16 protein-coding genes and 1 pseudogene are annotated in these 23840 nt (G+C 66.8%); 9 read left to right on the top strand and 8 right to left on the bottom strand.

The features are described from left to right. The first annotated feature begins 167 nt into the window (after nucleotides 1–167). Complete coding sequence (locus ACCQ03_RS02545) at nucleotides 168–599, top strand: VirK family protein (RefSeq protein ID WP_017156537.1); 432 nt, start codon at nucleotides 168–170, stop codon at nucleotides 597–599. A gap of 123 nt (nucleotides 600–722) precedes the next feature. Here ACCQ03_RS02545 and ACCQ03_RS02550 read toward each other — a convergent pair whose 3' ends face one another. Beyond that, entirely contained in the window at nucleotides 723–2231 is a 1509-nt protein-coding gene (locus ACCQ03_RS02550; protein WP_209225227.1) for an efflux transporter outer membrane subunit, read from the bottom strand. An 86-nt stretch (nucleotides 2232–2317) separates the two neighbouring features. Here ACCQ03_RS02550 and ACCQ03_RS02555 point away from each other — a divergent pair, with 86 nt between their 5' ends. From ACCQ03_RS02555 to ACCQ03_RS02575, 5 genes and pseudogenes are all read left to right on the top strand, one after another. Further along, the gene (locus ACCQ03_RS02555; protein WP_057658784.1) at nucleotides 2318–2935 is read left to right on the top strand and encodes a TetR/AcrR family transcriptional regulator; all 618 of its coding nucleotides are present in this window, start codon (nucleotides 2318–2320) and stop codon (nucleotides 2933–2935) included. Between the two features lie 77 nt (nucleotides 2936–3012). After that, a pseudogene (locus ACCQ03_RS02560) lies at nucleotides 3013–4160 on the top strand (efflux RND transporter periplasmic adaptor subunit). Beyond that, nucleotides 4157–7255: an efflux RND transporter permease subunit gene (locus ACCQ03_RS02565; RefSeq protein WP_209225229.1), complete on the top strand. Its 3099-nt coding sequence runs from the start codon at nucleotides 4157–4159 to the stop codon at nucleotides 7253–7255. The pseudogene ACCQ03_RS02560 and the gene ACCQ03_RS02565 overlap by 4 nt, the downstream one beginning before the upstream one ends. 15 nt (nucleotides 7256–7270) lie before the next feature. Beyond that, entirely contained in the window at nucleotides 7271–8194 is a 924-nt protein-coding gene (locus ACCQ03_RS02570; protein WP_209225232.1) for an oxidoreductase, read from the top strand. 179 nt (nucleotides 8195–8373) lie between these two features. Beyond that, complete coding sequence (locus ACCQ03_RS02575) at nucleotides 8374–8709, top strand: DUF6172 family protein (RefSeq protein ID WP_017156542.1); 336 nt, start codon at nucleotides 8374–8376, stop codon at nucleotides 8707–8709. 437 nt (nucleotides 8710–9146) lie between these two features. Here the strand turns inward: ACCQ03_RS02575 and ACCQ03_RS02580 are convergent, their stop codons facing one another. The 6 genes from ACCQ03_RS02580 to ACCQ03_RS02605 form a co-directional block, all read right to left on the bottom strand. Then, nucleotides 9147–10439 carry a DEAD/DEAH box helicase gene (locus tag ACCQ03_RS02580; RefSeq protein WP_057680104.1) on the bottom strand — a complete coding sequence of 431 codons (1293 nt, stop codon included), beginning with the start codon at nucleotides 10437–10439 and terminating at the stop codon, nucleotides 9147–9149. 332 nt (nucleotides 10440–10771) lie between these two features. Continuing rightward, nucleotides 10772–12322: a dihydrolipoamide acetyltransferase family protein gene (locus ACCQ03_RS02585; protein ID WP_209225234.1), complete on the bottom strand. Its 1551-nt coding sequence runs from the start codon at nucleotides 12320–12322 to the stop codon at nucleotides 10772–10774. After that, complete coding sequence (locus ACCQ03_RS02590) at nucleotides 12319–12702, bottom strand: SH3 domain-containing protein (RefSeq protein ID WP_209225236.1); 384 nt, start codon at nucleotides 12700–12702, stop codon at nucleotides 12319–12321. The genes ACCQ03_RS02585 and ACCQ03_RS02590 overlap by 4 nt, the downstream gene beginning before the upstream one ends. A gap of 1 nt (nucleotide 12703) precedes the next feature. Then, nucleotides 12704–13774, bottom strand: coding sequence for an alpha-ketoacid dehydrogenase subunit beta (locus ACCQ03_RS02595; protein WP_209225238.1), 1071 nt, complete (start codon nucleotides 13772–13774; stop codon nucleotides 12704–12706). Further along, a complete protein-coding gene (gene pdhA, locus ACCQ03_RS02600; RefSeq protein ID WP_017156547.1) occupies nucleotides 13767–14855 on the bottom strand; it encodes a pyruvate dehydrogenase (acetyl-transferring) E1 component subunit alpha in 1089 nt (362 codons plus the stop codon). Before pdhA ends, ACCQ03_RS02595 begins: the two co-directional genes overlap by 8 nt. A 176-nt stretch (nucleotides 14856–15031) precedes the next feature. Next, nucleotides 15032–18619, bottom strand: a complete 3588-nt coding sequence (locus ACCQ03_RS02605; RefSeq protein WP_209225240.1) for a lamin tail domain-containing protein — start codon at nucleotides 18617–18619, stop codon at nucleotides 15032–15034. A 478-nt stretch (nucleotides 18620–19097) separates the two neighbouring features. Here ACCQ03_RS02605 and ACCQ03_RS02610 point away from each other — a divergent pair, with 478 nt between their 5' ends. The 3 genes from ACCQ03_RS02610 to ACCQ03_RS02620 all read left to right on the top strand — a co-directional run bounded on the left by ACCQ03_RS02610 (nucleotide 19098) and on the right by ACCQ03_RS02620 (nucleotide 22957). Then, nucleotides 19098–19994, top strand: a complete 897-nt coding sequence (locus tag ACCQ03_RS02610) for a tryptophan 2,3-dioxygenase (protein ID WP_057679451.1) — start codon at nucleotides 19098–19100, stop codon at nucleotides 19992–19994. An 840-nt stretch (nucleotides 19995–20834) separates the two neighbouring features. After that, entirely contained in the window at nucleotides 20835–22355 is a 1521-nt protein-coding gene (locus ACCQ03_RS02615) for a peptide MFS transporter (RefSeq protein ID WP_057677365.1), read from the top strand. Nucleotides 22356–22366: 11 nt separating this feature from the next. Next, a complete protein-coding gene (locus ACCQ03_RS02620; RefSeq protein WP_017157955.1) occupies nucleotides 22367–22957 on the top strand; it encodes a thioredoxin family protein in 591 nt (196 codons plus the stop codon). 376 nt (nucleotides 22958–23333) lie between these two features. Here ACCQ03_RS02620 and ACCQ03_RS02625 read toward each other — a convergent pair whose 3' ends face one another. Further along, nucleotides 23334–23822 (bottom strand): MarR family winged helix-turn-helix transcriptional regulator, encoded by a 489-nt coding sequence (locus ACCQ03_RS02625; RefSeq protein WP_209225242.1) that lies wholly within the window; start codon nucleotides 23820–23822, stop codon nucleotides 23334–23336. Nucleotides 23823–23840: the final 18 nt, after the last annotated feature.

A 23840-nucleotide genomic window follows, 5' to 3' on the forward strand; every position in this document is an offset into this window, starting at 1 on the left:
GCCGTGATGGCCGACATCTGGATCTGTGCGCGGCGTCCGCCGGCAAGCGCACTCATGCCGCGCGATGCGTAGTGTCGCGCGCGCACGCAGGCCGAACTGGGGCATGTTGGCGTTCCTGGGCGCATGCACGCCCGAGCCATCGCATCCCTCTCTGCCTGGAGTCCACCATGCCACGTCTTGTTCCTGCCGCGCTGTTCGCCACGCTGTGCGCGTGTGCATTGCCTGCGCTGGCCACCGAATCGCTGAATAACCGTGCCGAAGTTGTCGCTGCCCTGGACGCCGGCTACGACGTCAGTGTGAGCACCGACCTTGCACGGTGCACGCCCGAAGAAGGCACGCCGGCCACCCAGACCCGCGGCGGCCGCCACATCGATGCCTATCGCATCACCGCAGACGGCACCCTGGCCTTTTCCGATGCGCATTTCACCGTGGCCAACGACGGCAAGCCGATCCAGCAATTCATGCGCTACCAATTGCGCCCGGATGACACGCTGCGCTTCACCACCTACATGTACGACTTGCCGGGCCTGCAGCAACGCGGGCCGGTGTTGGCATATCAGTGCAAGATCAATGCAGGTGTGCGCTTCCATGCCGATTGAGCATGGCTGGCAGGACATCCGCTGAGGCGGTTGGCCAGCGCTTGCGGTTGCGTGCACCCGGCAACATCGGCAGCAGTGGGTGCGACCTGCGCAGATGCCATCAACGTCGGCGTGGCGCGTCATTCACTCGGGTGCTGTCGTGGCGTCGTGGCGCCGGTTGCTGTCCACGGCGACAGCAATCGGAGCTGCACCCGCACCACCCGCCTGCCAACCGCCGCCCAGCGCCTTGAAGGTCGCAACCGCACTGCGCGCAGCCTCGGTGCGCGCCTGCACCTGCGCGTCGGAGGCGCGTAGCAGGCTGTCATCGGCATTGAGCACTTCGATCAGGCTGACGGTCCCTTTTTCGTAGGCCAGCGCAGAGGCGCTGCGCGCCTTGCCGAGTGCATCCACGCCCTGCGTCAGCACCGCTGCTTGCTGCTCGCGTTTGATCAGTGCGATGAACGCATTTTCGACGTCTTCGGTGGCGCGCAGTACCGCCAGGCGGTAGGCCGCCAGTTGTTCGGCTTGCTGGCCCTTGGCCTGCGCGATCTGCGCATTGATGCGGCCGAAGTCGAACAGCCGCCAGCGCAGGCCTAGCACGCCGGACGATTGCGCGGCGTCGCTGGTAAACAGGTTCGCACCGGAGATGGCCGTGGCGCTGCCAAGCAGGCCGCTGAGCGAAAATTTGGGGTAGTACTCGGCCATCGCCACGCCGATGCGCGCGTTGGAGGCGGCCAGCCGGCGCTCGGCCACGATCAGGTCGGGCCGGCGCCGTAGCAGGTCGCCGGGGGTACCGCTGTCGGCGATCTGCGGGGCCGGCGGAATGGGTCTGGTCGCCGACAGCTCGGTGCGGTGCGTGCCGGGCGGCACGCCAAGCATCACGTCCAGCGCGTTCATTGCCGCAGCCAGGCCTGCTTCCAGAGGCGGCACGCCGGCTTGCGCCTGCGCGAGCGCGCCCTGGGCCTGCTGCAGTTGCAGCTCGGCGGCCAGGCCCTTGCCGTGCAGCAGCGTCACCATCGAGAGCAGGCCCTGCTGGGTGGTCACCTGGCGCCGGGCCACGTCCAGTCGCGCCTGCAAGCCGCGGACGCTGATGTAGATATCGGCGGTCTGCGCGGCAACTGCCAGACGGGTGGCGGCAGCACCTGCTTCGGTGGCCTGGTAGTCGGCCATGGCCGCCTGGCGGCCGCGGCGCAGGCCCCCGAACAGGTCCAGCTCCCAGCTGGCACCCAGGTTGGCTTCGTAGATGCTGGCGTAGCGATCGAAGTTGGGGGTGCTGTCGAGCACCTGGCCCAGCGGTGTTTCCAGCGACTGGTAGGCGCGCGTGCCGCTGCCGCTGATGTTGCCGGCCGGCAGCAGCGCGGCGGTGGCGGCACTCAGCCCGGCGCGCGCCTGGGCCACGCGCGCCCCGGCTTGGGCCAGGTCCAGGTTTTGTGCCAGCGCCGCGTTGACGTAGCGGCTCAGGTCCGGATCGTTGAAGCCGTCCCACCAGGTCGGCAGGTTGGCGGGCACTGCGGCCTGACGCTGTGCGATGTCTGCCTGACCGATGTAGCGGTCCGGCAGTGGCGCTTCCGGCCGGGCGTAGTCGGGACCAACCGCGCAGCCTGTGACGAGGCTGGCGGCAACGAGCGCTGCGAGGGTGCGGAGTGACGACATGGCGGGGCCGAGTGACGGATGGTGAGTGACTATAGTACGAAATAGTCACTTTTGTAAGTCGCACACGACGGCGCTAAGCTGTCGCGATGAGCAAAGCATCCAACTATCCCGTGTCGGGCCGCGGCCCGGCCGACCATGATGTCCGCGACCAGATCGTCGTGGCCGCCACCGAGCATTTCAGCCGCTATGGCTACGAAAAGACGGCCGTGTCCGACCTGGCAAGGGAGATCGGTTTTTCCAAGGCCTACATCTACAAGTTCTTCGAGTCCAAGCAGGCCATCGGCGAGATGATCTGCTCGCACTGCCTGGGGGAGATCGAGGCCGAAGTACTGGCCGCGGTGTCTGCTGCGGCGTCGCCGCCAGAGAAATTGCGTAGCCTTTTCAAGACCATTATCGAGGCGAGCCTGCGGCTGTACTCGCGCGAGCGCAAGTTGTACGAGATCGCCACCTCGGCCGCGACCGAGCGCTGGCCGCCAGTCATCGCGTACGAGGGCCACATCCAGGCACTGCTGCAGGAGATCCTGGTGCAAGGGCGCCAGAACGGTGATTTCGAGCGCAAGACGCCGCTGGACGAACTGACCCAGGCCACCTATCTGGTGATGCGTCCTTACATCAACCCGGTGCTGCTGCAGCACAGCCTGGATCATGCCGGCGACGTGCCGCTGCTGTTGTCCAGCCTGGTATTGCGGAGCCTGTCGCCATAAAAACCGTTTGTGACTATTGACTGATTTAGTCACAAGTCTCAGGATGCGAGCCTTCATCCGATCGCTCCGGGATTGCCATGCGTCGCCGCCGCCTTGTCGCCTCTACCCTCCTTTGTGTCCTGCCGCTGGCGCTGAGCGCCTGCGGTGGCAAGGCGCAGACCGATCCACGCACCGCCGCACCGCTGGTACGGGCGGCCACGGTGGGCGACGCCAGCAGTGCGGCGCGCAGCTTCTCCGGCACGGTCGCGGCGCGGGTCCAGAGCGATCTGGGCTTCCGTGTGGCCGGCAAGGTGTCCGAGCGGCTGGTCGATGCCGGGCAGCGCGTCAAGCGCGGGCAAGCGCTGATGCGCATCGACCCGGTGGATCTGCAGCTGGCTGCCCGTGCGCAGCAGGACGCGGTGGCCGCCGCGCGCGCCCGCGCGCAGCAGACCGCCGAAGATGAGGCCCGCTACCGCGACCTGCGCGGCACCGGCGCCATCTCGGCCTCGGCCTACGACCAGATCAAGGCCGCCGCCGATGCGGCCAAGGCGCAGCTGAGCGCCGCCCAGGCTCAGGCCGACGTGGCGCGCAACGCCACCGCTACACCGACCTGCTGGCCGATGCCGATGGCGTGGTGATGGAAACGCTGGTCGAGCCGGGCCAGGTGGTCGCGGCCGGGCAGACGGTGGTGCGGCTGGCGCACGCCGGCCCGCGCGAGGCGGTGATCCAGCTGCCGGAAACCCTGCGCCCGCAGGTCGGCTCGGTGGCCCAGGCCACGCTGTTCGGCAACGCCGCCGTCAGCGTGCCGGCCACCTTGCGCCAGCTGTCCGAGAGTGCCGACCGGCTCACGCGCACCTTCGAGGCACGCTACGTGCTGGACAGCGCGCTGGCGCAGGCGCCGCTCGGCACCACGGTCAGCGTGCGCGTACCCGGCGGCACCGCCTCGGCGAACCAGGCCGGCCTGCAGGTACCGCTGGCCGCGCTGTTCGACGCCGGCAAGGGGCCGGGCGTGTGGGTGATTGCCGGCAACCCGACCAAGGTGAGCTGGCGGCCGGTCACGGTGCTGGGCCTGGACGATGACCACGCCAACGTTACCGGCAAGCTGGCACGCGGCGAGCGCATCGTGGCGTTGGGGGCGCATCTGTTGCGCGAAGGCGAGCAGGTCCGCATTGCCGGCGAAAGCGCGGCCGGTCGCAGCACGGCCAGTGCTGGCAGCACCGTCAAGGCGACAGGAGCGCAACCGTGAGCGAGGGCCGATTCAATCTGTCGGCGCTTGCCGTGCGCGAGCGCTCCATCACGCTGTTTCTGATCTTCCTGATTTCGCTGGCCGGCCTGGTCGCGTTTCTCAAGCTCGGTCGCGCCGAAGATCCGGTATTCACCATCAAGGTGATGACGATCGTGACCGCCTGGCCGGGCGCCACGCCGCAGGAAATTCAGGACCAGGTGGCCGAGAAACTCGAAAAGCGCATGCAGGAGCTGCGCTGGTACGACCGTACCGAAACCTACACGCGCCCGGGTCTTGCGTTCACGACGCTGACCTTGATGGACAGCACCCCGCCTGGTGAGGTGCAGGAGCAGTTCTACCAAGCGCGCAAGAAGGCTGGCGATGAAGTGGCCAACCTGCCGGCAGGCGTGATCGGGCCGCTGATCAACGACGAATATGCCGACGTCACCTTCGCGCTGTTCGCGCTCAAGGCCAAGGGCGAGCCGCAGCGCTTGCTGGCACGCGATGCCGAGACCCTGCGCCAGCGCATCCTGCACGTGCCAGGCGTCAAGAAGGTCAACATCATCGGCGAGCAGCCCGAGCGCATCTTTGTCGAGTTCTCGCACGAGCGTCTGGCCACGCTGGGCGTCAGCCCGCAGGACGTGTTTGCCGCCCTCAACGCGCAAAACGCGTTGAATGCGGCCGGCTCGGTGGAAACGCGCGGGCCACAGGTGTTCATTCGCCTGGATGGCGCGCTCGACAGCCTGCAGAAGATCCGCGACACCCCGTTGGTGGTGCAGGGCCGCACGCTGAAATTGTCCGATATCGCCACCGTCGAACGCGGCTACGAAGATCCGTCCACCTTCATGATCCGCAGCGGCGGCGAACCGGCGTTGTTGCTGGGCATCATCATGCGCGATGGCTGGAACGGCCTGGATCTGGGCAAATCGCTCGACGCCGAAGTCGGCGCAATCAATGCCGAACTGCCGCTGGGCATGCGCCTGAGCAAGGTCACCGACCAGGCGGTCAACATCGACGCGTCGGTCGGCGAGTTCATGACCAAGTTCTTCGTCGCGCTGTTGGTGGTGATGCTGGTGTGCTTCGTCAGCATGGGCTGGCGGGTGGGCATCGTGGTGGTGGCAGCCGTGCCGCTGACGCTGGCGGCGGTGTTCGTGGTGATGCTGGCCACCGGCAAGAATTTCGACCGCATCACGCTGGGCTCGCTGATCCTGGCGCTGGGCTTGCTGGTGGACGACGCCATCATCGCCATCGAGATGATGGTGGTGAAAATGGAAGAAGGCTATAGCCGCGTTGCCGCCTCGGCGTACGCGTGGAGCCACACCGCTGCGCCGATGTTGTCCGGCACCCTGGTCACCGCGGTGGGCTTCATGCCCAACGGATTTGCCGCCTCCACGGCCGGCGAATACACCAGCAACATGTTCTGGATCGTGGGTATCGCGTTGATCGTGTCGTGGGTGGTGGCGGTGGTGTTCACGCCCTATCTGGGTGTCAAGATGCTGCCTGACTTGAAAAAGGTCGAAGGCGGCCACGCGGCGATGTACGACACGCCGCGCTACAACCGCTTCCGCGATGCGCTGGGTCGCGTGATTGCCCGCAAGTGGCTGGTGGCCGGTTCGGTGGTGGGACTATTCGTGCTGGCTGTCGTGGGCATGGGCATCGTCAAGAAGCAGTTCTTCCCGATCTCCGACCGCCCCGAAGTGCTGGTCGAAGTGCAGCTGCCGTACGGCACCTCGATCAACCAGACCAGCGCGGCGGCCGCCAAGGTGGAAGCCTGGCTGTCCAAGCAGAAGGAAGCGAAGATCGTGACCGCCTACATCGGTCAGGGTGCGCCGCGCTTCTTCCTGGCGATGGGCCCGGAACTGCCGGACCCCTCGTTCGCCAAGATCGTGGTGCGTACCGACGACCAGCACGAGCGCGATGCACTGAAGCTGCGCTTGCGTGAAGCGATCGCGCAAGGCCTGGCATCTGAAGCGCGCGTGCGCGTGACGCAATTGACCTTCGGCCCGTATTCGAAGTTTCCGGTGGCCTACCGGGTGAGCGGTCCCGACCCGACGGTGCTGCGCGGCATCGCTGCGCAGGTCATGCAGGTGATGCAGGACAGCCCGATGCTGCGCACCGTCAATACCGACTGGGGCGTGCGAACACCGACCCTGCATTTCAGCCTGGACCAGGACCGCTTGCAGGCAGTGGGGCTGACCTCGACCGCGGTTGCCCAGCAGTTGCAGTTCCTGCTGACCGGCGTGCCGATCACGCTGGTGCGCGAGGATATCCGCAGCGTGCAGGTGGTGGCGCGTTCGGCCGGCGATACCCGCCTGGATCCGGCCCGCATCGCCGACTTCACGCTGGCCGGCGGCAACGGCCAACGCGTCCCGCTGTCGCAGGTGGGCAAGGTGGATGTGCGCATGGAAGAACCGGTCATGCGGCGCCGCGATCGGGTGCCGACGATCACCGTGGGCGGCGATGTCGACGACCAGCTGCAGCCGCCGGATGTCTCGGCGGCGATCACCCGGCAACTGCAGCCGATCATCGACAAACTGCCCGGTGGATATCAGATCAGGGAGGCGGGCTCCATCGAGGAATCCGGCAAGGCGACCACCGCGATGCTGCCGTTGTTCCCGATCATGCTGGCGGCCACGTTGCTCATCATCATCCTGCAGGTGCGTTCGATCTCGGCGATGGTGATGGTGTTTCTCACCAGCCCGCTCGGCCTGATCGGCGTGGTGCCGACCTTGATCCTGTTCCAGCAGCCGTTCGGCATCAATGCGCTGGTGGGGTTGATCGCGCTGTCGGGCATCCTGATGCGCAACACGCTGATCCTGATCGGTCAGATCCATCACAACGAAGCCGAAGGATTGGATCCGTTCCATGCATTGGTGGAAGCCACCGTGCAGCGTACGCGTCCGGTGATTTTGACGGCACTGGCAGCGATCCTGGCGTTCATCCCGCTTACCCATTCGGTGTTCTGGGGCACCCTGGCCTACACCCTGATCGGCGGCACGTTGGCCGGCACCGTGTTGACCCTGGTGTTCCTGCCGGCGATGTATTCGATCTGGTTCAAGATCCGGCCCGATCCCGGTAGCGGGAATAACGCACCGGAAATTGCCCGGCGTGCATGACGCCCCTCTGCGACGGTGGCCACGCTGCCGTCGCAGCGCGATGTCGCCCTCCATCGCCACCGCCTTCCAGGCGCACGCGCTGCAGGCAGCACGCGTATCGCCGATGTCTTTCTCTTGATCGAAGGAACCGCAATGCAACAGCAGACCGTTGTGCTGATCACTGGCGTGTCGTCCGGCATTGGCCGTGCCGCCGCAGAACACTTCGCCCGAACCGGCTGCATCGTTTACGGCAGTGTGCGTCACCTGGCCGGTGCCACGCCGTTGACGGCCGTGGAGCTGGTGGAAATGGATATCCGCGATGCCGCGTCGGTGCAGCGTGCGGTCGATGGCATCATCGCCCGCGCGGGCCGCATCGATGTGCTGGTCAACAACGCAGGCACCAATCTTGTCGGTGCCATTGAAGAAACCAGCGTCGATGAAGCGGCCGCATTGTTCGACATCAACGTACTCGGCATCCTGCGCACCGTGCAGGCCGTGCTGCCGCACATGCGCGCACGCGGCCAGGGCCGCATCGTCAATGTCAGCTCGGTGCTGGGGTTCCTGCCGGCGCCGTACATGGGTGTGTATGCCGCTTCCAAGCATGCGGTGGAAGGGCTGTCGGAAACGCTGGATCACGAGCTGCGCCAATTCGGCATTCGCGTGACGCTGGTGGAGCCTGCGTATACGAAAACCAGCCTGGGCAGCAATTCGCCGGTGGTGCAGGCCACCATCGCCGACTACGACCGCGAGCGCGGCGTGGTGGCGTGGACAGTCACGCACAGCATCGACACCGCGCCGGGACCGCATGGCGTGGCCGCCACGGTGGTGGAGGCGGCGCTGGGCAGGTGGCGCATGCGCCGCACACCCGCCGGGCAGGCATCGCTGCTGAGCAAGCTGCGCCGGTTCCTGCCCGCCAGCGCGGTGGACCGCAGCCTGCGCAAGCAGCTCGGGCTGCGATGAGATGCGTCAGGGCGTCGGTGCGGCCGAAAACGCGAGGATTGGGCCGTACCGCGTGATTGCATCGTCCAGGCGCGCATGTCGCCATATGGCGATTCTGCGGCGCCAGGTGATGCTGGATTCACCGAGGATGCCGGCTTGGCCTCACAATAGGCGGCCAGTTCCCCACCACCGATGTCGCCATGCGCAAGACCTACCAGCTCAACCTCGAAGGCAAGAACCGCGATCGTCTGCTGGAATCCAGCAAGCACGATATCCGCAAGTACATCCGCCGCGAGCGCCGCAAGGAGCTGCCGGCCGGCGCGGACTACTGGGACTTCGACATGCGCTTCGGTGTGGATGAAGCCAGTGCCGTGGCGCTGCCGCCGGCCGAGCTGATCCGCTCGATCAACGCACTCGTTGCCGACGGTGGCGAGCAGTTCTTCGTCGAAATCCTGCGCAAGCCGGGCAAGCGCACGCCACGCGCGCAGAGCGATCATGCGCTCGGCGATGGCGAGCTGGATTTCGAGCAGGATTGAGGTTTCGCCCTCGTCCCGTCGGCGGTGCACCGCTGCGGGACGAAGGTTCCTGGCGCAATTTCTGACCGCATCGCATTGGACGGGTGAGGCGCCGGGCATCGCCGATGGCAACTGGCGGGCTACAGGAGGCCTGCGGTGCCCTGCGGTTGGCGAGCGTTCCTGAGCGGTGCGCCGATGACGCGACCCCCGGCCAAACCTGCTGGTGCGCGATAGCGGGCACTTACCGCTCGGACGCAGCGGTTCGCGCGGGCCGTGGCTAACTGACTGCCGTTGCGCCTGCGCGTTGCGTTTCGTTGGGCGGTTGCGCCTCACGCATGTTGTGCGCATTCGGCTGCCAGGCCCGGCGGTTGCTGGTCAGTCCGCGCCGCAGTGCGACGGTGTGGGCACCGTCATCACGCGCCGGTGCCACGACTGCCCGCGACGGTGCGTCCGCTACTTCAGCCCGGCTTGTCAGCCTGCGCCTGCGCCGCGGCGCGTAATTTGTCCTTCTTGCTCGGCCGCTTGCCCTTGATGCCGCCGTTGTCATCCGCTGCACGCACCGCTGCGCCGAGCGCATGGTCGGAGGCAGGCGCCTGGACCGGGGTCGGCTCGAAACCTTCGACCACACTGGTCGGCACGCGCAGGCCCTGGCGTTTTTCGATCAACCGCCACTGTTGGGCGCTATCTGCGGTGACCAAGCTGATCGCCACGCCGCTGGCACCGGCGCGTGCGGTGCGGCCGATGCGGTGGGTGTAGTCGACAGTGGAGCGGGGCAGATCGTAATTGAGCACCGCCGGCAGGGCGTCGACGTCGATGCCGCGCCCGGCCAGGTCGGTTGCCACCAGCACCTGTACCTCGGCCTGTTTGAAGGCGCGCAGCGTGCGTTCGCGACGGCCCTGGCTCAATTCGCCGTGCAGCGGCAAGGCGGCGATGCCGGTCTTGCTCAGTTTCTCTGCCACCTTGTCGGCGCTGTGGCGGCTGGCGACGAACACCAGCAGTTGCGGCCACGCGTGTTCCAACAGCAGGTGACGCAGCAGCTGGGTACGCTGGCCGGCATCCACTGCGATGGCGCGTTGCGCGATCGCCGGTGCGTGTTCGGGCATGGCATCGATGGTGATGCGCAACGGATCGCGCAGCCGACGCTTGGCCAGCGACGCGATGGCGGCTGGAAAGGTGGCCGAGACCAGCACGCTTTGCCGCTGCGCCGGCAGCAAGGCCAGGATGCGATCGAGCTCGGCGCCAAAGCCCAGCTCGAGCAGGCGATCGGCTTCGTCCAGCACCAGCGTGCTTACCTGCGAGAGGCGCAGCGCGTTGTGCTCGACCAGATCCAGCAAGCGGCCGGGCGTGGCCACCACAATGTCGGCGCCGCCACGCAAGGCCAGCAACTGCGGATTGATCGAACTGCCGCCAGTGGCTACCACCGTCTTCAGGCGACGCGGAAGATGCGCGGCCAGCTGGCGCAGCGTGTCGTCCACCTGCGCGGCGAGTTCACGCGTAGGCACCAATACCAGCGCACCCAGCACGCGTGGGGCACTCTCGGGTGCCAGGCAGCGTTGATGCAGCAATGGCAGCGCATAGGCCAGGGTCTTGCCCGAGCCGGTCTGCGCCATCGCAATCAGGTCGCGCCCGGCCAGCATCGGCGGAATCGCCTGCTGCTGGATCGGCGTGGGCGTGCGCACGCCGGCCTTGGCCAGCGCGGTAGCAAAGAACGGCTGTAGCTGCGGCGACAGCGAGAGATCGGAAAAGGGCATGCGCCCATTATCCAGGCATTCGTGCCGCAATGGCCGGTGGTGCCGCACGCCAGGCTGCTGTCGGGTAATGCCTCGATGGTCCGTGATGAGACGATGGCGACAGCAGCCATGTCTGGTAGCCCAGCGCCGTCGATCGAAGACGACTCGCATGCGCTGGGCAAGCGCATTGCATGGGACGCCCGCCCACTGCGCAGCGCTCACAACCCTGCGCACCGACACCTCCACTGGCCCTTGCACGCCAATCGGCAATGGATCTTTTGCAGCATAGATGCCGCAGAAGAGCAGAGCCGGCTGCGCTCACCTGGCGGTGAGCGAGGGGGTGTGCGAGCTGCTCAGTTGGCCAACGCCAGATCGTCCAGCAAGGCGCGCAGGAAGCGCGCCGCTTCACCGCCGGTGGCGGCGCGGTGATCGAAGGTTAGCGACAGTGGCATCACCTTGTGCGTTTCCACGCCGCCCATCACCGGGGTGAGCTGGTAGCGCGCACGGCCGGCGGCCACGATCGCCACGCAGGGCGGCACGACCACCGGCGTGGCGTAGCGACCGGCGAACATGCCGAAGTTGGACAGCGAGATGGTGTAGCCGCTCAGTTCGGACGCGGCGATGCTGCGGCTTTCCACCTGCTGGCGCAGCCGGTTGACGCCTTCGCGAATGCCGTGCGCATCCAGCATGTCGGCGTTGCGCAGCGCCGGCACGAACAGGCCTTCTTCGGTATCCACGGCAATGCCGATATCGACCTGGTGGTGCAGGGTACGGCTGAGGGCGTCGCCGTCGAACCAGGCGTTGAGTGCGGGCACTGCCTGGCAGGCGCGCACGATGCCGCGCACCAGACGCACGGTGACATCGTTGCCGGGCTGCCAGGCATGCAGGTCGGCGTCGTCGTTGAGCGTGGTCGGCACCACCTTGGTGTGTGCATCGGCCATCACGCGTGCCATGTTGCGGCGCACGCCCCTGAGTTGCTCGGGCTGGCCCTTGACGCTGGTGCCGGGCGATTGGGTGCGCATCGGCTTGCCGCTGGCAGAGAGTGTGGAACGCGCCGAGCTGCCCTCATCCGCCCTGCGGGCACCTTCTCCCGCAGGCGGGAGAAGGGTCGCCGTTGCCGGTCGATTCCTGCCGTCGGCAGCCATGTCAGCGGCTCTGCCACCTTCACCGAGCGGACCACCTCTCCCACTGTCGCCGAGCAGGCCACCTCTCCCGCTTGCGGGAGAGGTCGGCGCGCCTTGCGCGCCGAGTGAGGGCCGCGCGGCCGAGAGTTGCGCGGTCCCGGCCGCTGCGGCCTGCTGCACATCGGCCATCGTTACCGTGCCGTCCGGCCCGGTGGCTTGCACCTGTGCCAGGTCCACGCGCAGCTTGCGTGCGAGCGCCCGCACCACCGGCATGGCGCGCACGCCGCCGACAACGATGGCCTGTTCAGTCTGTACCGCATTGGAGCTTTGCATCGCACCGACCACGGTGCCGGCATCGTCGCGATCGCCGCTGCCCGTCTCACCGGCATCGGCAATCTCGCCGCCGTTGTCGGAGGCCACCACGCGCGCCGTGGGGCCGGCCGCGCTGTCGCCGGTGCTCGGTGTGGGTGAGTGCGTCGGCGCCGGCCCGTGCGAATGGCCGGTGTCTTGCCCGTCGGCGCGTTGCGGCTGCGAGGCATCGAGCGCGAACTGCGCCAGCACCGAGCCGGTCACGATCACATCGCCGGCGGCGCCGGCGAGCTTGACCACGGTGCCGGAAAACGGCGAGGGCACTTCGACCACCGCCTTGGCGGTTTCCATCGACACCAGCGGGTCGTCCAGGCGCACGCTGTCGCCCTCCTTGACGAACCATTCAACGATGGTGGCGTCGGGCAGGCCTTCGCCCAGGTCGGGCAGGTGGAAATTTTTGTTGTCGCTCATGGCAGGTTCTCTTGCGCGGCAGGCAGCTGCGGCGTGGTGTCGTCGAGGAGTTCAAGGTCGGCGGCCGGCAGCCAGCCCTGCGTGCCGTCGGCACGCTCGGACCACCACCAGCCACCGTGTTCGTGATGCAGCAACACGTCCTCGCCGGTCTGGGCATCGAGTTCGCGTGCGTCGTAATCGCGCAGGGCTTCGGCCCGGCCGTCCCCCGACGGGCGCAACCAGGCCAGCGGCGCCCAACCGGCGCGGCCGCTATCGGTGGTGACCCAGGCAAACGCCGGCCATTCTTCGTCGCGTACTCCCACGCCGACCTGCTGGCCGGCCTGGAAGCGGACCGGGTTGGCGTAGGCAGCGCGATGGTCGCAAAGCAGACGGGCGCGCATGTCAGCCGGCAGCCACCGCGCGACGTGCCGCGGTGACGATGCGCTCCACGCTCGGCAGGAACTTCATTTCCAGCCGGAATAGCGGGATATGCGTGTCGTAACCGGTCACGCGCTCGACCGGCGCCACCAGGTCGTACATCGACTGTTCGGCCAGGCGCGCGGCAATTTCCGCACCGAAACCGGCGGTGCGCGGGGCTTCCTGCACGATCACGCAGCGGCCGGTCTTGGCCACCGATTCGGCGATGGTCTCGAAGTCCAGCGGGCGCAACGTGGCCACGTCGATGACTTCGGCGCTGATGCCTTCGCCAGCGAGTTTGTCGGCCGCTTCCAGCGCCTCTTTCACTTGCGCGCCCCAGGTGACCAGGGTCACATCGGTACCGTCGCGCAACACGAAGCACACATCCAGCGGCAGCGCTTGCCCATCGTTGGCCACCACTTCCTTGTACTGGCGGTAGATGCGCTTGGGCTCCATGTAGATCACCGGATCCGGGTCGCGGATCGCGGCCAGCAGCAGGCCGTAGGCGCGCTGCGGCGAGGACGGCAACACCACGCGCAGGCCCGGCACGTTGGTGAAGATGGCTTCGTTGGCTTCGCTGTGATGTTCCGGCGCGCGGATGCCGCCGCCCCACGGCACGCGCAGCACCATCGGGCAATGCAGGCGGCCACGGGTGCGGTTGCGCAGGCGTGCGGCGTGGCAGATCAGATGGTCGACCATGGGATACACGAAGCCGTCGAACTGCGCTTCGGCCACCGGCTTCATGCCTTGCGCAGCCAGCCCGACGCTCAGGCCGGCAATGGTGGTTTCGTCCAGCGGCGTATCCAGCACGCGGTCGCTGCCGAAGCGTTGCTGCAGGCCGGCGGTGGCGCGGAACACGCCGCCGTTGATGCCGACGTCCTCGCCCAGCACCAGTACCGCGGGGTCGTGTTCCAGCTCCCAGGCCAAGGCCTGGGTGATGGCTTCGATCAGGGTAATGGGCGAACTCATGGCGATCTCTCCGCGCGTTGCCGCAGCGTTGTAAGGGGCACTGGCGTGCTGGGAGGTGTCGGCGGGCACATGGGTGAGCTCATCCATGGCGCGACTCCAGCGCCATCACCTCGGCGCGCTGTGCCAGCAACTCGGCCGGCGGGTCGCCGTAGAGGTAATCGAACATCGCTTCGACCGGCTGCACCGGCGTGTTGAGATAGGCGTTGACCTCTTCGTCCACGCGCGCGCTGCATTCGGCCTTCCAGGCGTCTTCCTGGGCGTCGTCCCACAGACCCTGCGCGGTGAGATAGCGGCGCAGGCGCAGCAGCGGTTCGCGCGCCCAGCCCTGCTTGACCTCTTCTTCGCCGCGATAACGCCGCGCGTCGTCGGCGGTGGTGTGGTCGGACAGGCGATAGGTCAAAAACTCGATCACCGTGCCGCCATCGCCGGCCAGTGCGCGCACGCGTGCCTGACGCATGGCTTCGAGCACGGCCACCAGGTCGTTGCCGTCCACCTGCAGGCAATGCAGGCCGCCGGCCAGGCCCTTCTGCGCAAGCGTCTGCGCGCCGGTCTGCGCCGAGCGCGGCACCGAGATCGCCCAGCCGTTGTTGATCACGCACAGGATCAGCGGCAGCTTGTAGGCGCCGGCCGAATTGAGCGCGGCATAGAAGTCGGTCTTGGAGCTGCCGCCGTCGCCGCAGCAGGCCACGGCTACTTGCGCTTTGCCCTGCAGTTTGAACGACAGCGCCGAGCCGGCGGCGTGCAGGCACTGGGTGGAAATGGGCACGCAGATCGGGAAGTCGATCGCCGCATCGGCATCGCGCGGATAGTCGCTGCCGCGCTCGTCGCCGCCCCAGTACAGCAGCACATCGCGCGGGCGCACACCGCGTTCGAACATGGTGCCGTATTCGCGATAGCTGGGTGCGAACACATCGCCGCTGCGCATCGAAGCGCCGATGCCCACATGCGTGGCCTCGTGGCCGATGCAGGCCGCATAGGTGCCCAGCTTGCCGGTGCGCTGCAAGGCCACCGACTTGGTGTCGAAGGTGCGCACGAACAACATGCGCTTGAACAGGGCGAGTAGCTGTTGCGGGTTGGCGGCGTCGGCCGGAAGGTCGTCGCGGACCCATTGGCCGTCCGCGTCCATGTATTGCAGATAGTCGATCTGGAACTGCGCGGCTACGCTCATTGCGACGACACCTTCATCAAGAAGTTTCAAATGATATGAGTTGCCATGTTAAGGACGGCGAAGCAAAACGCTGTCCTGCACCGCAGCAGACCATCATGCTGGCTTGCACAAAAAAAGGGCGCGGACCAGGCCGCGCCCTTTGTCGCAGTAGAAAACTGCGACGTGTTGCACTGCGATCAGCGGCGCCCATCACCTCCGCCGATCGGGGTGACGATCAGCGCAGTGTTGTCGGCTGGATTGGCATCGGGCGAGCTGGACGTAGCCGTGGCTTGCACCCGCACCGCGCCTTCGGCCGGGACGGGTTTGGCCGCGACCGTCAATTGGAAGGCTGCCTGGACGCCGGGCAATACCACCGCCGCCGTGCCGCACACAAAGCGGGCGCTGCGCAGCGACTGCACCTGCTTGTCGCAACGCCATCCCTGCGGCGGTACCAACTGCGACAACGCCGACACCGTATTGCCTTCGATCACCAGGCTGGGGCCTTGCGCCGGTGCGGCACCGACGTTGCTCACCAGCACACGATAGGTGGCGTTGAAGGCGGTGGTCGGCAGGCTGGCAGGGCCGTCGAAACGTACCGCCAGGTCGCTGCGGGGTTGCGGTCGTGCCTGCACCGTGACGGCCGCAGTGTCGGTGTTGTTGTCCGATTGCGGATCGGGCGATTGCGAGGCGACCGACCCGGCCAGCATCAAGGTGCGGCCTGCCAGTTCCGAGCCAGTATCGAGTTGCACCGCAAAGCTCTGCATGACGCCAGGGTTCAATGCGGGCAGATTGCAGGTGAACGTGGTCTGCGTGGCATTGGTCTGGTTCTGGCAAATCCAACCCGTCGGAGCCGTGATACGTGCCCGCACCGGCAGGTCGAACACCAGCGCCAGGGCCGTGAACGGTGCCCGATCCGGCCCGCGGTTTTCCACATCCACCGTGTAGTCGATGCGCTCGCCTTCAGTGACCTGCGCGCGTGCCGCCGTGACCGCCACGCCCAGGTCCGCGTTGACCTGTTTGCTCATGCGCAACAACACCACGGTGGGATCGTGATCGGACAAGCGCGTGGGCGTATTGGCATCGTTGCGCGCGGTGCCGGGGAAGTCGGCATTGATGCGCGCATGGCCTACCAACAACGAGGCGATCTGCGGCGAACGCATCAGCGCCTCGTTGGCCAGGATGTGATCCAGCGACTGCACGTTGCCGTCGAAGGCGTACGAATAGCTCTGGTCGGGCGTGTTGAACCAGGTCAGGTCGGTGTAGTCCGGGTTGACCAGATCGGCACCATCGCCGCCCACCACGGTCTGCGCATCCGGCGCCGGTTTGCCGGTGACCGTGCCCATCGCATCCACATAGCCGTCGTTGAATTCGAAGGCGTTGAAGTCGCCCATCACCAGTACTTTTTCGTCAGGGTTCACTTGCTGACGCGTCTGCAGCAGGCGCGCCAGATACTCGGCCTGCGCCTGGCGCTTGGCGCGGATGCGCATGCCGGCCGCATCGTCGGTCTCGGCGCCGTTGAGCGAACGCTGGTGCACCACGATGGCGGTCAGCGGCAGCGTGCGGCCATCGGCCTGATGCACGTTGGCGGTGAGCACCAGCGGTGGGCGGTCGTTGAGCAGGCTCACGCCGCCGCCCGGCTCGGTCCAGGTGGCGGTCTTGCCTTCCTGGGCGATGGAGAGCACTTCCACCCGCGGCACGCCGCCGGCGACCCAGGCGGTCTTTACCAGAAAACCGACGTCGATGCCGCCCACGTCGTTGCCTTCCTGCAGGTAGGCCACGTATTGCGGATTGGACTGCCCGCCGGCCACTGCGTCGGCATTGATGCGCGCCGCCAACGCCTGCAATACGCTCAGGCTTTCCACTTCCACCGTGCCCAGGATATCGGGCAGATGCAGATAACGGCGGATCGCCAGCGAGGCCTTGTTTAGGCGGGCCTGAAAGGCGGCCGGCGTGAGCACCGGTTCGCCGATCGCCGGGTCGTTCTGGTCGTCGAAGAAGCGCTCCATGTTGTAGGTGGCCACGGCCACGTCGTCAGCCTGCGGCATCGGTGCCGGACGCGGTTTATCCGCATCGTTACAGACCACCTGCGGGGTACGTTCCGGGTATAGCGTGTAGCGGCGGAAGCTGTAATCCAGCGGGCCGACCACGTTGAACACCATGCAGCCGGAGGCCAGATCCAGGCGCTCGGCGCCGACGCCGGCACTGCCGACCGCGATCACTTCCGGGTTGGTATTCCAGCGCGGCACCCCGGCTGGCGAACCGGCCGGCAGCGGGTCGGGCAACTGCACGCCCGGCTCGCGGAAGGCGCGCGGCACGCCGGTGACCACGGCATGGAACACGCCATTGCTGGTCGCCGTGGCATTGGTCTCGTTGACGCTGCCGCCGGTGGGGGTATTGACGGTGAGGCTGGCGGCGGCCACGCGCATGCCTTCCAGTGCTTCGAGCTGGTCATAAGCGCCGTTGCGGTTGGGAAGGTCGGGGCGCAGGATTATCGGCGACGGCAACGGGTTGCCGGTGGAATCGGCCAGTACGGTGACGCTGCCGCCGATCTCGGTCAGCGGTGGCTGGGTGGGGTCGGCGGTGGGTACGTATTCGATCACCGTGCCTTGCACGCGCACGCGGTTGCCGATGGCGGCCGCTTCCGGCGGTGCGCTGCCGGTGTAGACGTACACGCCTTCGGAGGTGGACGGGTCGGCGTCGGCCTCAATATCCGGCGCCTGCAAAAAGAACCCGGCGCTGCGGCGTGCCGTCACGATGCCCGAGGTGGCCACCACCTGGCCCTCCAGCGGCGAGCGCGCACCCTTGCCCTGGATGGCGTGGATCGGCAGCAGGCTGAAGTCGTCGTTGAGGATGATGCCGGTGGCACTCAGCGTTGCCGGCAGCGCACCGGTGAGGCCGCTGATCTGCAAGCGGAAGCTTTCATCCGGCTCTGGCGCGGTGTCGCCCAGCACATCGACGGCAATGGTGGTGCTGCGTTCGCCGGCGGCGATGCGCAGGCTGGTGGCGGGCAGGGCGACATAGTCGCTGCCGGCGGTGGCGGTGCCATCGACGGTGGCGGCGGTGAAGCTCACCCCAGCCGCACCGGCCGGCTGGCTCAGGCTTAGCGTGAACACCAAGCTGCGGGTGCCGGTATTGCCTTCGGCCTGGCTGACATCGGCCATGGTGGCAATCGGCTGGCCGCCGCCGCTGCACAGGCGCGCGGGGCTGGCGGCACTGCGCGGGGCCGGCGCGCCGGTAGCGAAATCGGCTGCGTTGTTGTCGGTGTCGGTGCAGCCGTCGTTGCCGCGCAGGACCGCCAGCGTGTTGCTGGGGGCCGGCGTGGGTGCGTTGCCTTCGGCGCAGCTGGCCGTGCTGCCATAGCCGACCAGGTCGGCATTGCCGGTAGGGCAGGTACCGCTCAGCGCGCCCGCCGTGGTACTCAGCGCCACCTTGCCGGCGGTGCCGCTCATGGCCAGCGTGCCGGTGGCGTCGGGTGCGGGCAGCGCCACGCTGCCGCCGCTGCCGTCGGCCTGCTTGATCAGGTAATAGCCGCCGGCCGCGACAGTGCCCGCCAGCGGGGTGACCTGCCAGCTGCTGCCGGCGGCGGAGGCGTACTGCACCGACCAGCCATCCAGGCTGACCGGGGCACTGCCGATGTTGTGCAGCTCGATGAAATCGCTGCGGAGGGTGGCGCCGCTATTGCCGCCACCGCCGTAGACCTGGCTGATGACGACCTGGGCATTGGCGTGACCGGCCACGGCCAGCGCACACAAGAATACGGCTGCACGACGCTGCAACACATGCATGAGATGAGAGTCCCCTGATCCTTGAGACGTGAAACGCTCCCCTGGTCCGGCCACGTCCCTGGCCGGCAGCGCCGTTCGATTCTGCATGAATTTGCAGACCTAGATTGACGATACGGTGACAGCGGCGCAGTGGCTGAGACCCCACCGCGCGCCTGCTGAGTGGTTCAGAGGTGAACGAAGCGGGCTCGACGCTGAGGCCTGCGCGTGCCAATCGTGCATACGGATTTTCTACGAGGCACCTGCGCAGGTATCTCGCTGGCCCAGATCCCCTCAAGCAATCCCGCCGGGGCTGCAAGCAGCCAGCCAGGGCCGGCGATGGCCGTGGCCCAATACGCTTCGTCATCTGCAATCTGCAATCTGCCATCCGCCATCCGCCATCCGCCAATCCCGAATCCCGAATCCCGAATCCCGAATCCCGAATCCCGAATCCCCGCCGCCGCTGCGCTACCCTGCGTGGCCCGATCTTCAGCGCGATGCCATGCCCGTCGACAAGAACCTGCGTGACCTGGAACCTGGCATCCACACCGACCTGGAGGGGCGGCTGACCTACGGCGGCTATCTGCGGCTGGACCAATTGCTGTCTGCGCAGCAGCCGCTGTCCGAGCCGGCGCATCACGATGAAATGCTCTTCATCATCCAGCACCAGACCTCCGAGCTGTGGCTGAAGCTGCTGGCGCACGAGTTGCGCGCGGCCATCGTGCATCTGCAGCGCGACGAAGTCTGGCAGTGCCGCAAGGTGCTGGCGCGCAGCAAGCAGGTACTGCGGCAATTGACCGAGCAGTGGTCGGTGCTTGAAACGCTCACCCCGAGCGAATACATGGGGTTTCGCGATGTGCTGGGGCCCTCCTCGGGCTTCCAGTCGCTGCAATACCGCTACATCGAGTTTCTGCTTGGCAACAAGAATCCGCAGATGCTGCAGGTGTTCGCCTACGACCCGCACGGTCAGGCGCGGCTGCGCGAGGCGCTGGAAGCACCCAGCCTGTACGAGGAGTTCCTGCGCTATCTGGCGCGCTTCGGTCACGCGATTCCGCAGCACTACCAGGCCCGCGACTGGACCGCCGCACATGTGGCCGACGACAGCCTGCGGCCGGTCTTCGAGCGCATTTACGAAAACACCGACCGCTACTGGCGCGAGTACTCGCTGTGCGAGGACCTGGTGGATGTGGAAACCCAGTTCCAGCTGTGGCGCTTCCGCCACATGCGCACGGTGATGCGGGTGATCGGCTTCAAGCGCGGCACCGGCGGCTCCAGCGGCGTGGGATTCTTGCAGCAGGCGCTGGCACTGACGTTTTTCCCGGAACTGTTCGACGTGCGCACCTCGGTGGGCGTGGATAGCCGCCCACCGCAAGGCAGTGCGGACGCTCGGAACGATTGAGCAGGGCGCCCAGCCGAGCGGGAGCGAACACGTCTGATGAGGGGTCGAACCGAGCAGCGCGAGCAGCTGAGCAGGGCAAGCGGCTCGGCGAGGCGAACGCTGCGCAGCGGTAAGGTGGAGTGCGCTGGAGCCCCTCTCCCGGCGGAGCGATAAGGCATTGCTGGCGCGCACGGGCGCGCGTGGATTGGCGCGCCCGCGCCGCCAGCGCGTGCCGGGGCGCGGAGCAGGGGGTGGGGTGAGGGTACGGGCTTCATCCTCTTGGATCAGCCTTGGATCAGCCAGCGCCGAGGCTGGTCCCGCAATCTGCGCTACCCAGTGAAACCGCACCCTCATCCGCCCTACGGGCACCTTCTCCCGGTGGGAGAAGGGAAGGCGGGCATATTCTCAAAGCCCCTCTCCTTTCGGGAGAGGGGTTGGGGTGAGGGTGCGCTTCAGCCTTATGGCTCAGCCAGCACCGAGGCTGGTCCCGCAATCGGCACCAGCCAGTGATACCGCACCCTCATCCGCCCTTCGGGCACCTTCTCCCAGTGGGAGAAGGGATGGCGGGCATGGCCGCCACCTTCTACCGGCGGGACAAGGGGGACGGTGCGGCGACGCAGGAGGTAAGGGCGGTGGGCACTGCCGACGCAGACGCCCCGTACCATCCTGGGGCCTGGAAAAGGTCTCCGCCCCGCTGACGGCAGACCCATCGCACCCGCCAAATCCCGCTTACGCCACCCACGGTCATCAGGCCGCTGACTCCGGCGAATTTGACGCGTACATGACGTCTAAGTGATCCTCGCGCGTCGCCCGGGCTCGCCTCGGTGCACCCAGCCATCACTGAATACGCAAGGGACCTCTATGAGCGTTGACGCGACCGCGCCGACATCCGCCTCCAAACCGCCGCAGCCGCCGGCGCCTCCCGAGTTCCCCACGTTGCTCGGCCACCCCCGGCCGTTGTGGCTACTGTTCATGACCGAATTCTGGGAGCGCTTCGCGTTCTACGGCATTCGCTGGGCGCTGGTGTTGTACATCGTGGCGCAGTTCTTCAATGGCGATGCCACCGGCCAGGCGCCGGCGGGGCGGACCTATGGCGCCTACCTGGCGCTGGTGTATGCGGCGGCGATCTTCGGCGGCTACGTGGCCGACCGCGTGCTCGGTTACCAGCGCTCGATCCTGGTCGGGGCGGCCGTCATGGCGACCGGCCTGTTCCTGATCGCCATTCCCGACCACACCATGTTCGAGATCGGCCTGGCCACCGTGGTGGTCGGCAACGGCTTGTTCAAACCGAACATTTCCACCATGGTCGGCAAGCTGTATTCGGTGGCCGATCCGCGCCGCGACAGCGGCTTCACCATCTTCTACATGGGCATCAACCTGGGCGCGATGATCTCGCCGGTGTTGACCCAGTTGCTGGCCGAAAAGGTGTTCGGCACCCAAGCCATGCCGTCCTACAAGATGGTGTTCATGGCCTCTGGCGTGGGCATGCTGATCAGCCTGGTGTGGTTCTGGTTCGGCCGCGTCCAGCTCAAGGGCATCGGCGCGCCGGCGCCGAACGCGCAGGGCATGGGCCGCTTGCTGATGGTGCTGGTGGGCTGCCTGCTGGCGATTCCGGGCGTGTACTTCCTGCTCGCGGTCGGCGCGGATGTGTTGCAGATCGTGCTGACCGTGCTGTTCATCGGCCTGTCGGTGATGCTGCTGGTGGAGGGCATCCGCGAAGGCAAGGTACAGCGCGATAAGGTGATCGCGATGCTGATCATCTTCGCCTTCAACGTGCTGTTCTGGATGTTCTTCGAACAGGCCGGCAGCTCGTTCACGTTCCTGGCCGACAACATCGTCAACCGCAACTTCGGCAGCTGGACCTTCCCCACCGCGTGGTTCCAGTCGGTGAACTCCATCGCCATCATTGCGCTGGCACCGGTCATTGCGTGGATCTGGGTCAAGTCCGGCCGCTTCAATCCGTCGATTCCACGCAAGTTCGGCCTGGGCCTGCTGTTCAACGGCCTGGCCTTCCTGCTGCTGATGTTTGCGCTGTCCAGCCTAGTCAACGACGCCGGCAAGATCCCGTTCTGGACCTTGTTCATGGTCTACGTCATCCAGTCGGTCGGCGAGCTGTGCCTGTCGCCGATCGGTCTGTCGATGGTGACCAAGCTGGCCCCGGTACGCCTGGTCGGTTTCGGCATGGGTGGCTGGTTCTTGTCCACCGGCATCGGCAACAACCTATCGGGCATTTTCGCCGGCCATGTCAGCGGAAACGAAGGCATGAGCGTGTCCTCGGCGCTGGGTGGGTATACGTTCGGGTTCTGGGCGCTGGTGGGCGCCGGCGCGTTGCTGTTCCTGATCGCGCCGCTGATCAATAAATTGATGCATGGTGTGAAGTGAGGAGAACAGCGATGCCGATCAAACCCCTTGTCTGTGGCCTGCTGCTGAGCGGTCTGTTGAGCGCCTGCGGGCAGACCAGCAGCCCGCAGGAGGCGCCAAAGCCGTTGGATACGTCGATGCAGAAGCCGCCCAGCGCCGATCCCAGCCAGCCGGTGTCCTCGGGCAACACGCCGACCGCGGCCGACATCGCCGCGGCCGCTGCGCTCAATGCGCAATACGACCCCTCGCGCGATCCGGCGGCCGATCTGGAGACGGCCAAGGTCGAGGCCAAGCGCGGCGGCAAGCGCATCGTGCTCAATGTCGGCAATGCCGCCTGCGAGCCCTGCAAGGCGCTGGACGAGTTGATGGGCGGCGATGCGGAGCTGCGCAGCTTCCGCGACGCGCACTTTGTGGTGGTCAAGGTCAATCGCGATGCAGCCAACGAGAACGCCGCCTTCCTGTCGGCGTTCGCCCAGCTCAACGATGCCCCGTCGCTGCTGGTGCTGGACAGCGACGGCAAGCTACTGACCACACAGTCCGGCCCGGAGTTGCGCAAGGGCGAGGGCTTCGACCGCAAGAAGCTGTTCGACTTCCTCAAGCAGTGGGCGCCACCGCAGGCCTGATTCTGCGCGGACGCGTCAAACAAGAACCCCCGCACTGCTGCGGGGGTTTTTGTTTTGCATCGTGTCGATGGCGATCGCCCTTGCGCGAACGCGGCCGGTTGCTTCGACGCGCGCAGACTGGCGCACCGTGATGATGTCTTGCTGTCGAAGTGGCGCACGCCGGCATGTGAGGCTCCGCGGCGATGCGCGCTGTGCGAGCCACCCCAGCGCCGCTGCCCATCGCGCGCTTACTACCGATCGAAATCCCGCCGACAGCGCCGCGGCACGGCCATCGATGCCAGTGCTGCGCCGGCGCTGTGCACCAGCATCCATGGCAACTGGAGCAGATCCTGCGCAGCGCCAAGGCACCGCGCATTCGCTCCCAGCGTGGCGCTGCTCAGTCCTTGCTGGCCATGCGCGGAAGACCGTCCTTGGCCAGCCGGTCGATCAGCTTTTCCAGCACTTGCTGTTCTTCGGCGCTGAACACCGACATCAGCCGTTGTTCCATCTCGTTGACCAGCGGCGCAACGGTCTCGTAGACCTGTCGCCCGGCCGGCGACAACGCCAGCATCGAGCGGCGGCGATCATCGCCGTGGGTCTCGCGGCGGATGAAGCCCCGCTCCAGCAGGCGCGCCACGGCGCGGCTCACTGCGACCTTGTCCATCGCCGTGCGATCGGAGACCTCGCTGGCCGACGAACCCGGATACAGCGCCAGGATCGTGATCACCCGCCACTCGGGAATCGCGATGCCGTAACGATCGCCGTATACCTTGGCAATGTTGCTGCTGATACGGTTGGACAGCACGCTCAGGCGATACGGCAGGAACTGCTCGAGGTTGAGCAGCACGGGATAGTGCGGCGGGTGGGGGCTGTCGAGATCGCTCATGTTGCACTGTGTCTTGAT

The sequence above is a fragment of the Xanthomonas sp. NCPPB 3569 genome (assembly GCF_041475645.2).
GTDB lineage: Bacteria > Pseudomonadota > Gammaproteobacteria > Xanthomonadales > Xanthomonadaceae > Xanthomonas > Xanthomonas phaseoli.

Bases quoted from the DNA above. Each gene is read 5' to 3' on its own strand.
- ACCQ03_RS02545 (WP_017156537.1), top strand. From the start codon at position 168: ATGCCACGTCTTGTTCCTGCCGCGCTGTTCGCCACGCTGTGCGCGTGT.
- ACCQ03_RS02550 (WP_209225227.1), bottom strand. From the start codon at position 2,231: ATGTCGTCACTCCGCACCCTCGCAGCGCTCGTTGCCGCCAGCCTCGTC.
- ACCQ03_RS02555 (WP_057658784.1), top strand. From the start codon at position 2,318: ATGAGCAAAGCATCCAACTATCCCGTGTCGGGCCGCGGCCCGGCCGAC.
- ACCQ03_RS02575 (WP_017156542.1), top strand. From the start codon at position 8,374: ATGCGCAAGACCTACCAGCTCAACCTCGAAGGCAAGAACCGCGATCGT.
- ACCQ03_RS02580 (WP_057680104.1), bottom strand. From the start codon at position 10,439: ATGCCCTTTTCCGATCTCTCGCTGTCGCCGCAGCTACAGCCGTTCTTT.
- ACCQ03_RS02585 (WP_209225234.1), bottom strand. From the start codon at position 12,322: ATGAGCGACAACAAAAATTTCCACCTGCCCGACCTGGGCGAAGGCCTG.
- ACCQ03_RS02590 (WP_209225236.1), bottom strand. From the start codon at position 12,702: ATGCGCGCCCGTCTGCTTTGCGACCATCGCGCTGCCTACGCCAACCCG.
- ACCQ03_RS02595 (WP_209225238.1), bottom strand. From the start codon at position 13,774: ATGGATGAGCTCACCCATGTGCCCGCCGACACCTCCCAGCACGCCAGT.
- pdhA (WP_017156547.1), bottom strand. From the start codon at position 14,855: ATGAGCGTAGCCGCGCAGTTCCAGATCGACTATCTGCAATACATGGAC.
- ACCQ03_RS02605 (WP_209225240.1), bottom strand. From the start codon at position 18,619: ATGCATGTGTTGCAGCGTCGTGCAGCCGTATTCTTGTGTGCGCTGGCC.
- ACCQ03_RS02610 (WP_057679451.1), top strand. From the start codon at position 19,098: ATGCCCGTCGACAAGAACCTGCGTGACCTGGAACCTGGCATCCACACC.
- ACCQ03_RS02615 (WP_057677365.1), top strand. From the start codon at position 20,835: ATGAGCGTTGACGCGACCGCGCCGACATCCGCCTCCAAACCGCCGCAG.
- ACCQ03_RS02620 (WP_017157955.1), top strand. From the start codon at position 22,367: ATGCCGATCAAACCCCTTGTCTGTGGCCTGCTGCTGAGCGGTCTGTTG.
- ACCQ03_RS02625 (WP_209225242.1), bottom strand. From the start codon at position 23,822: ATGAGCGATCTCGACAGCCCCCACCCGCCGCACTATCCCGTGCTGCTC.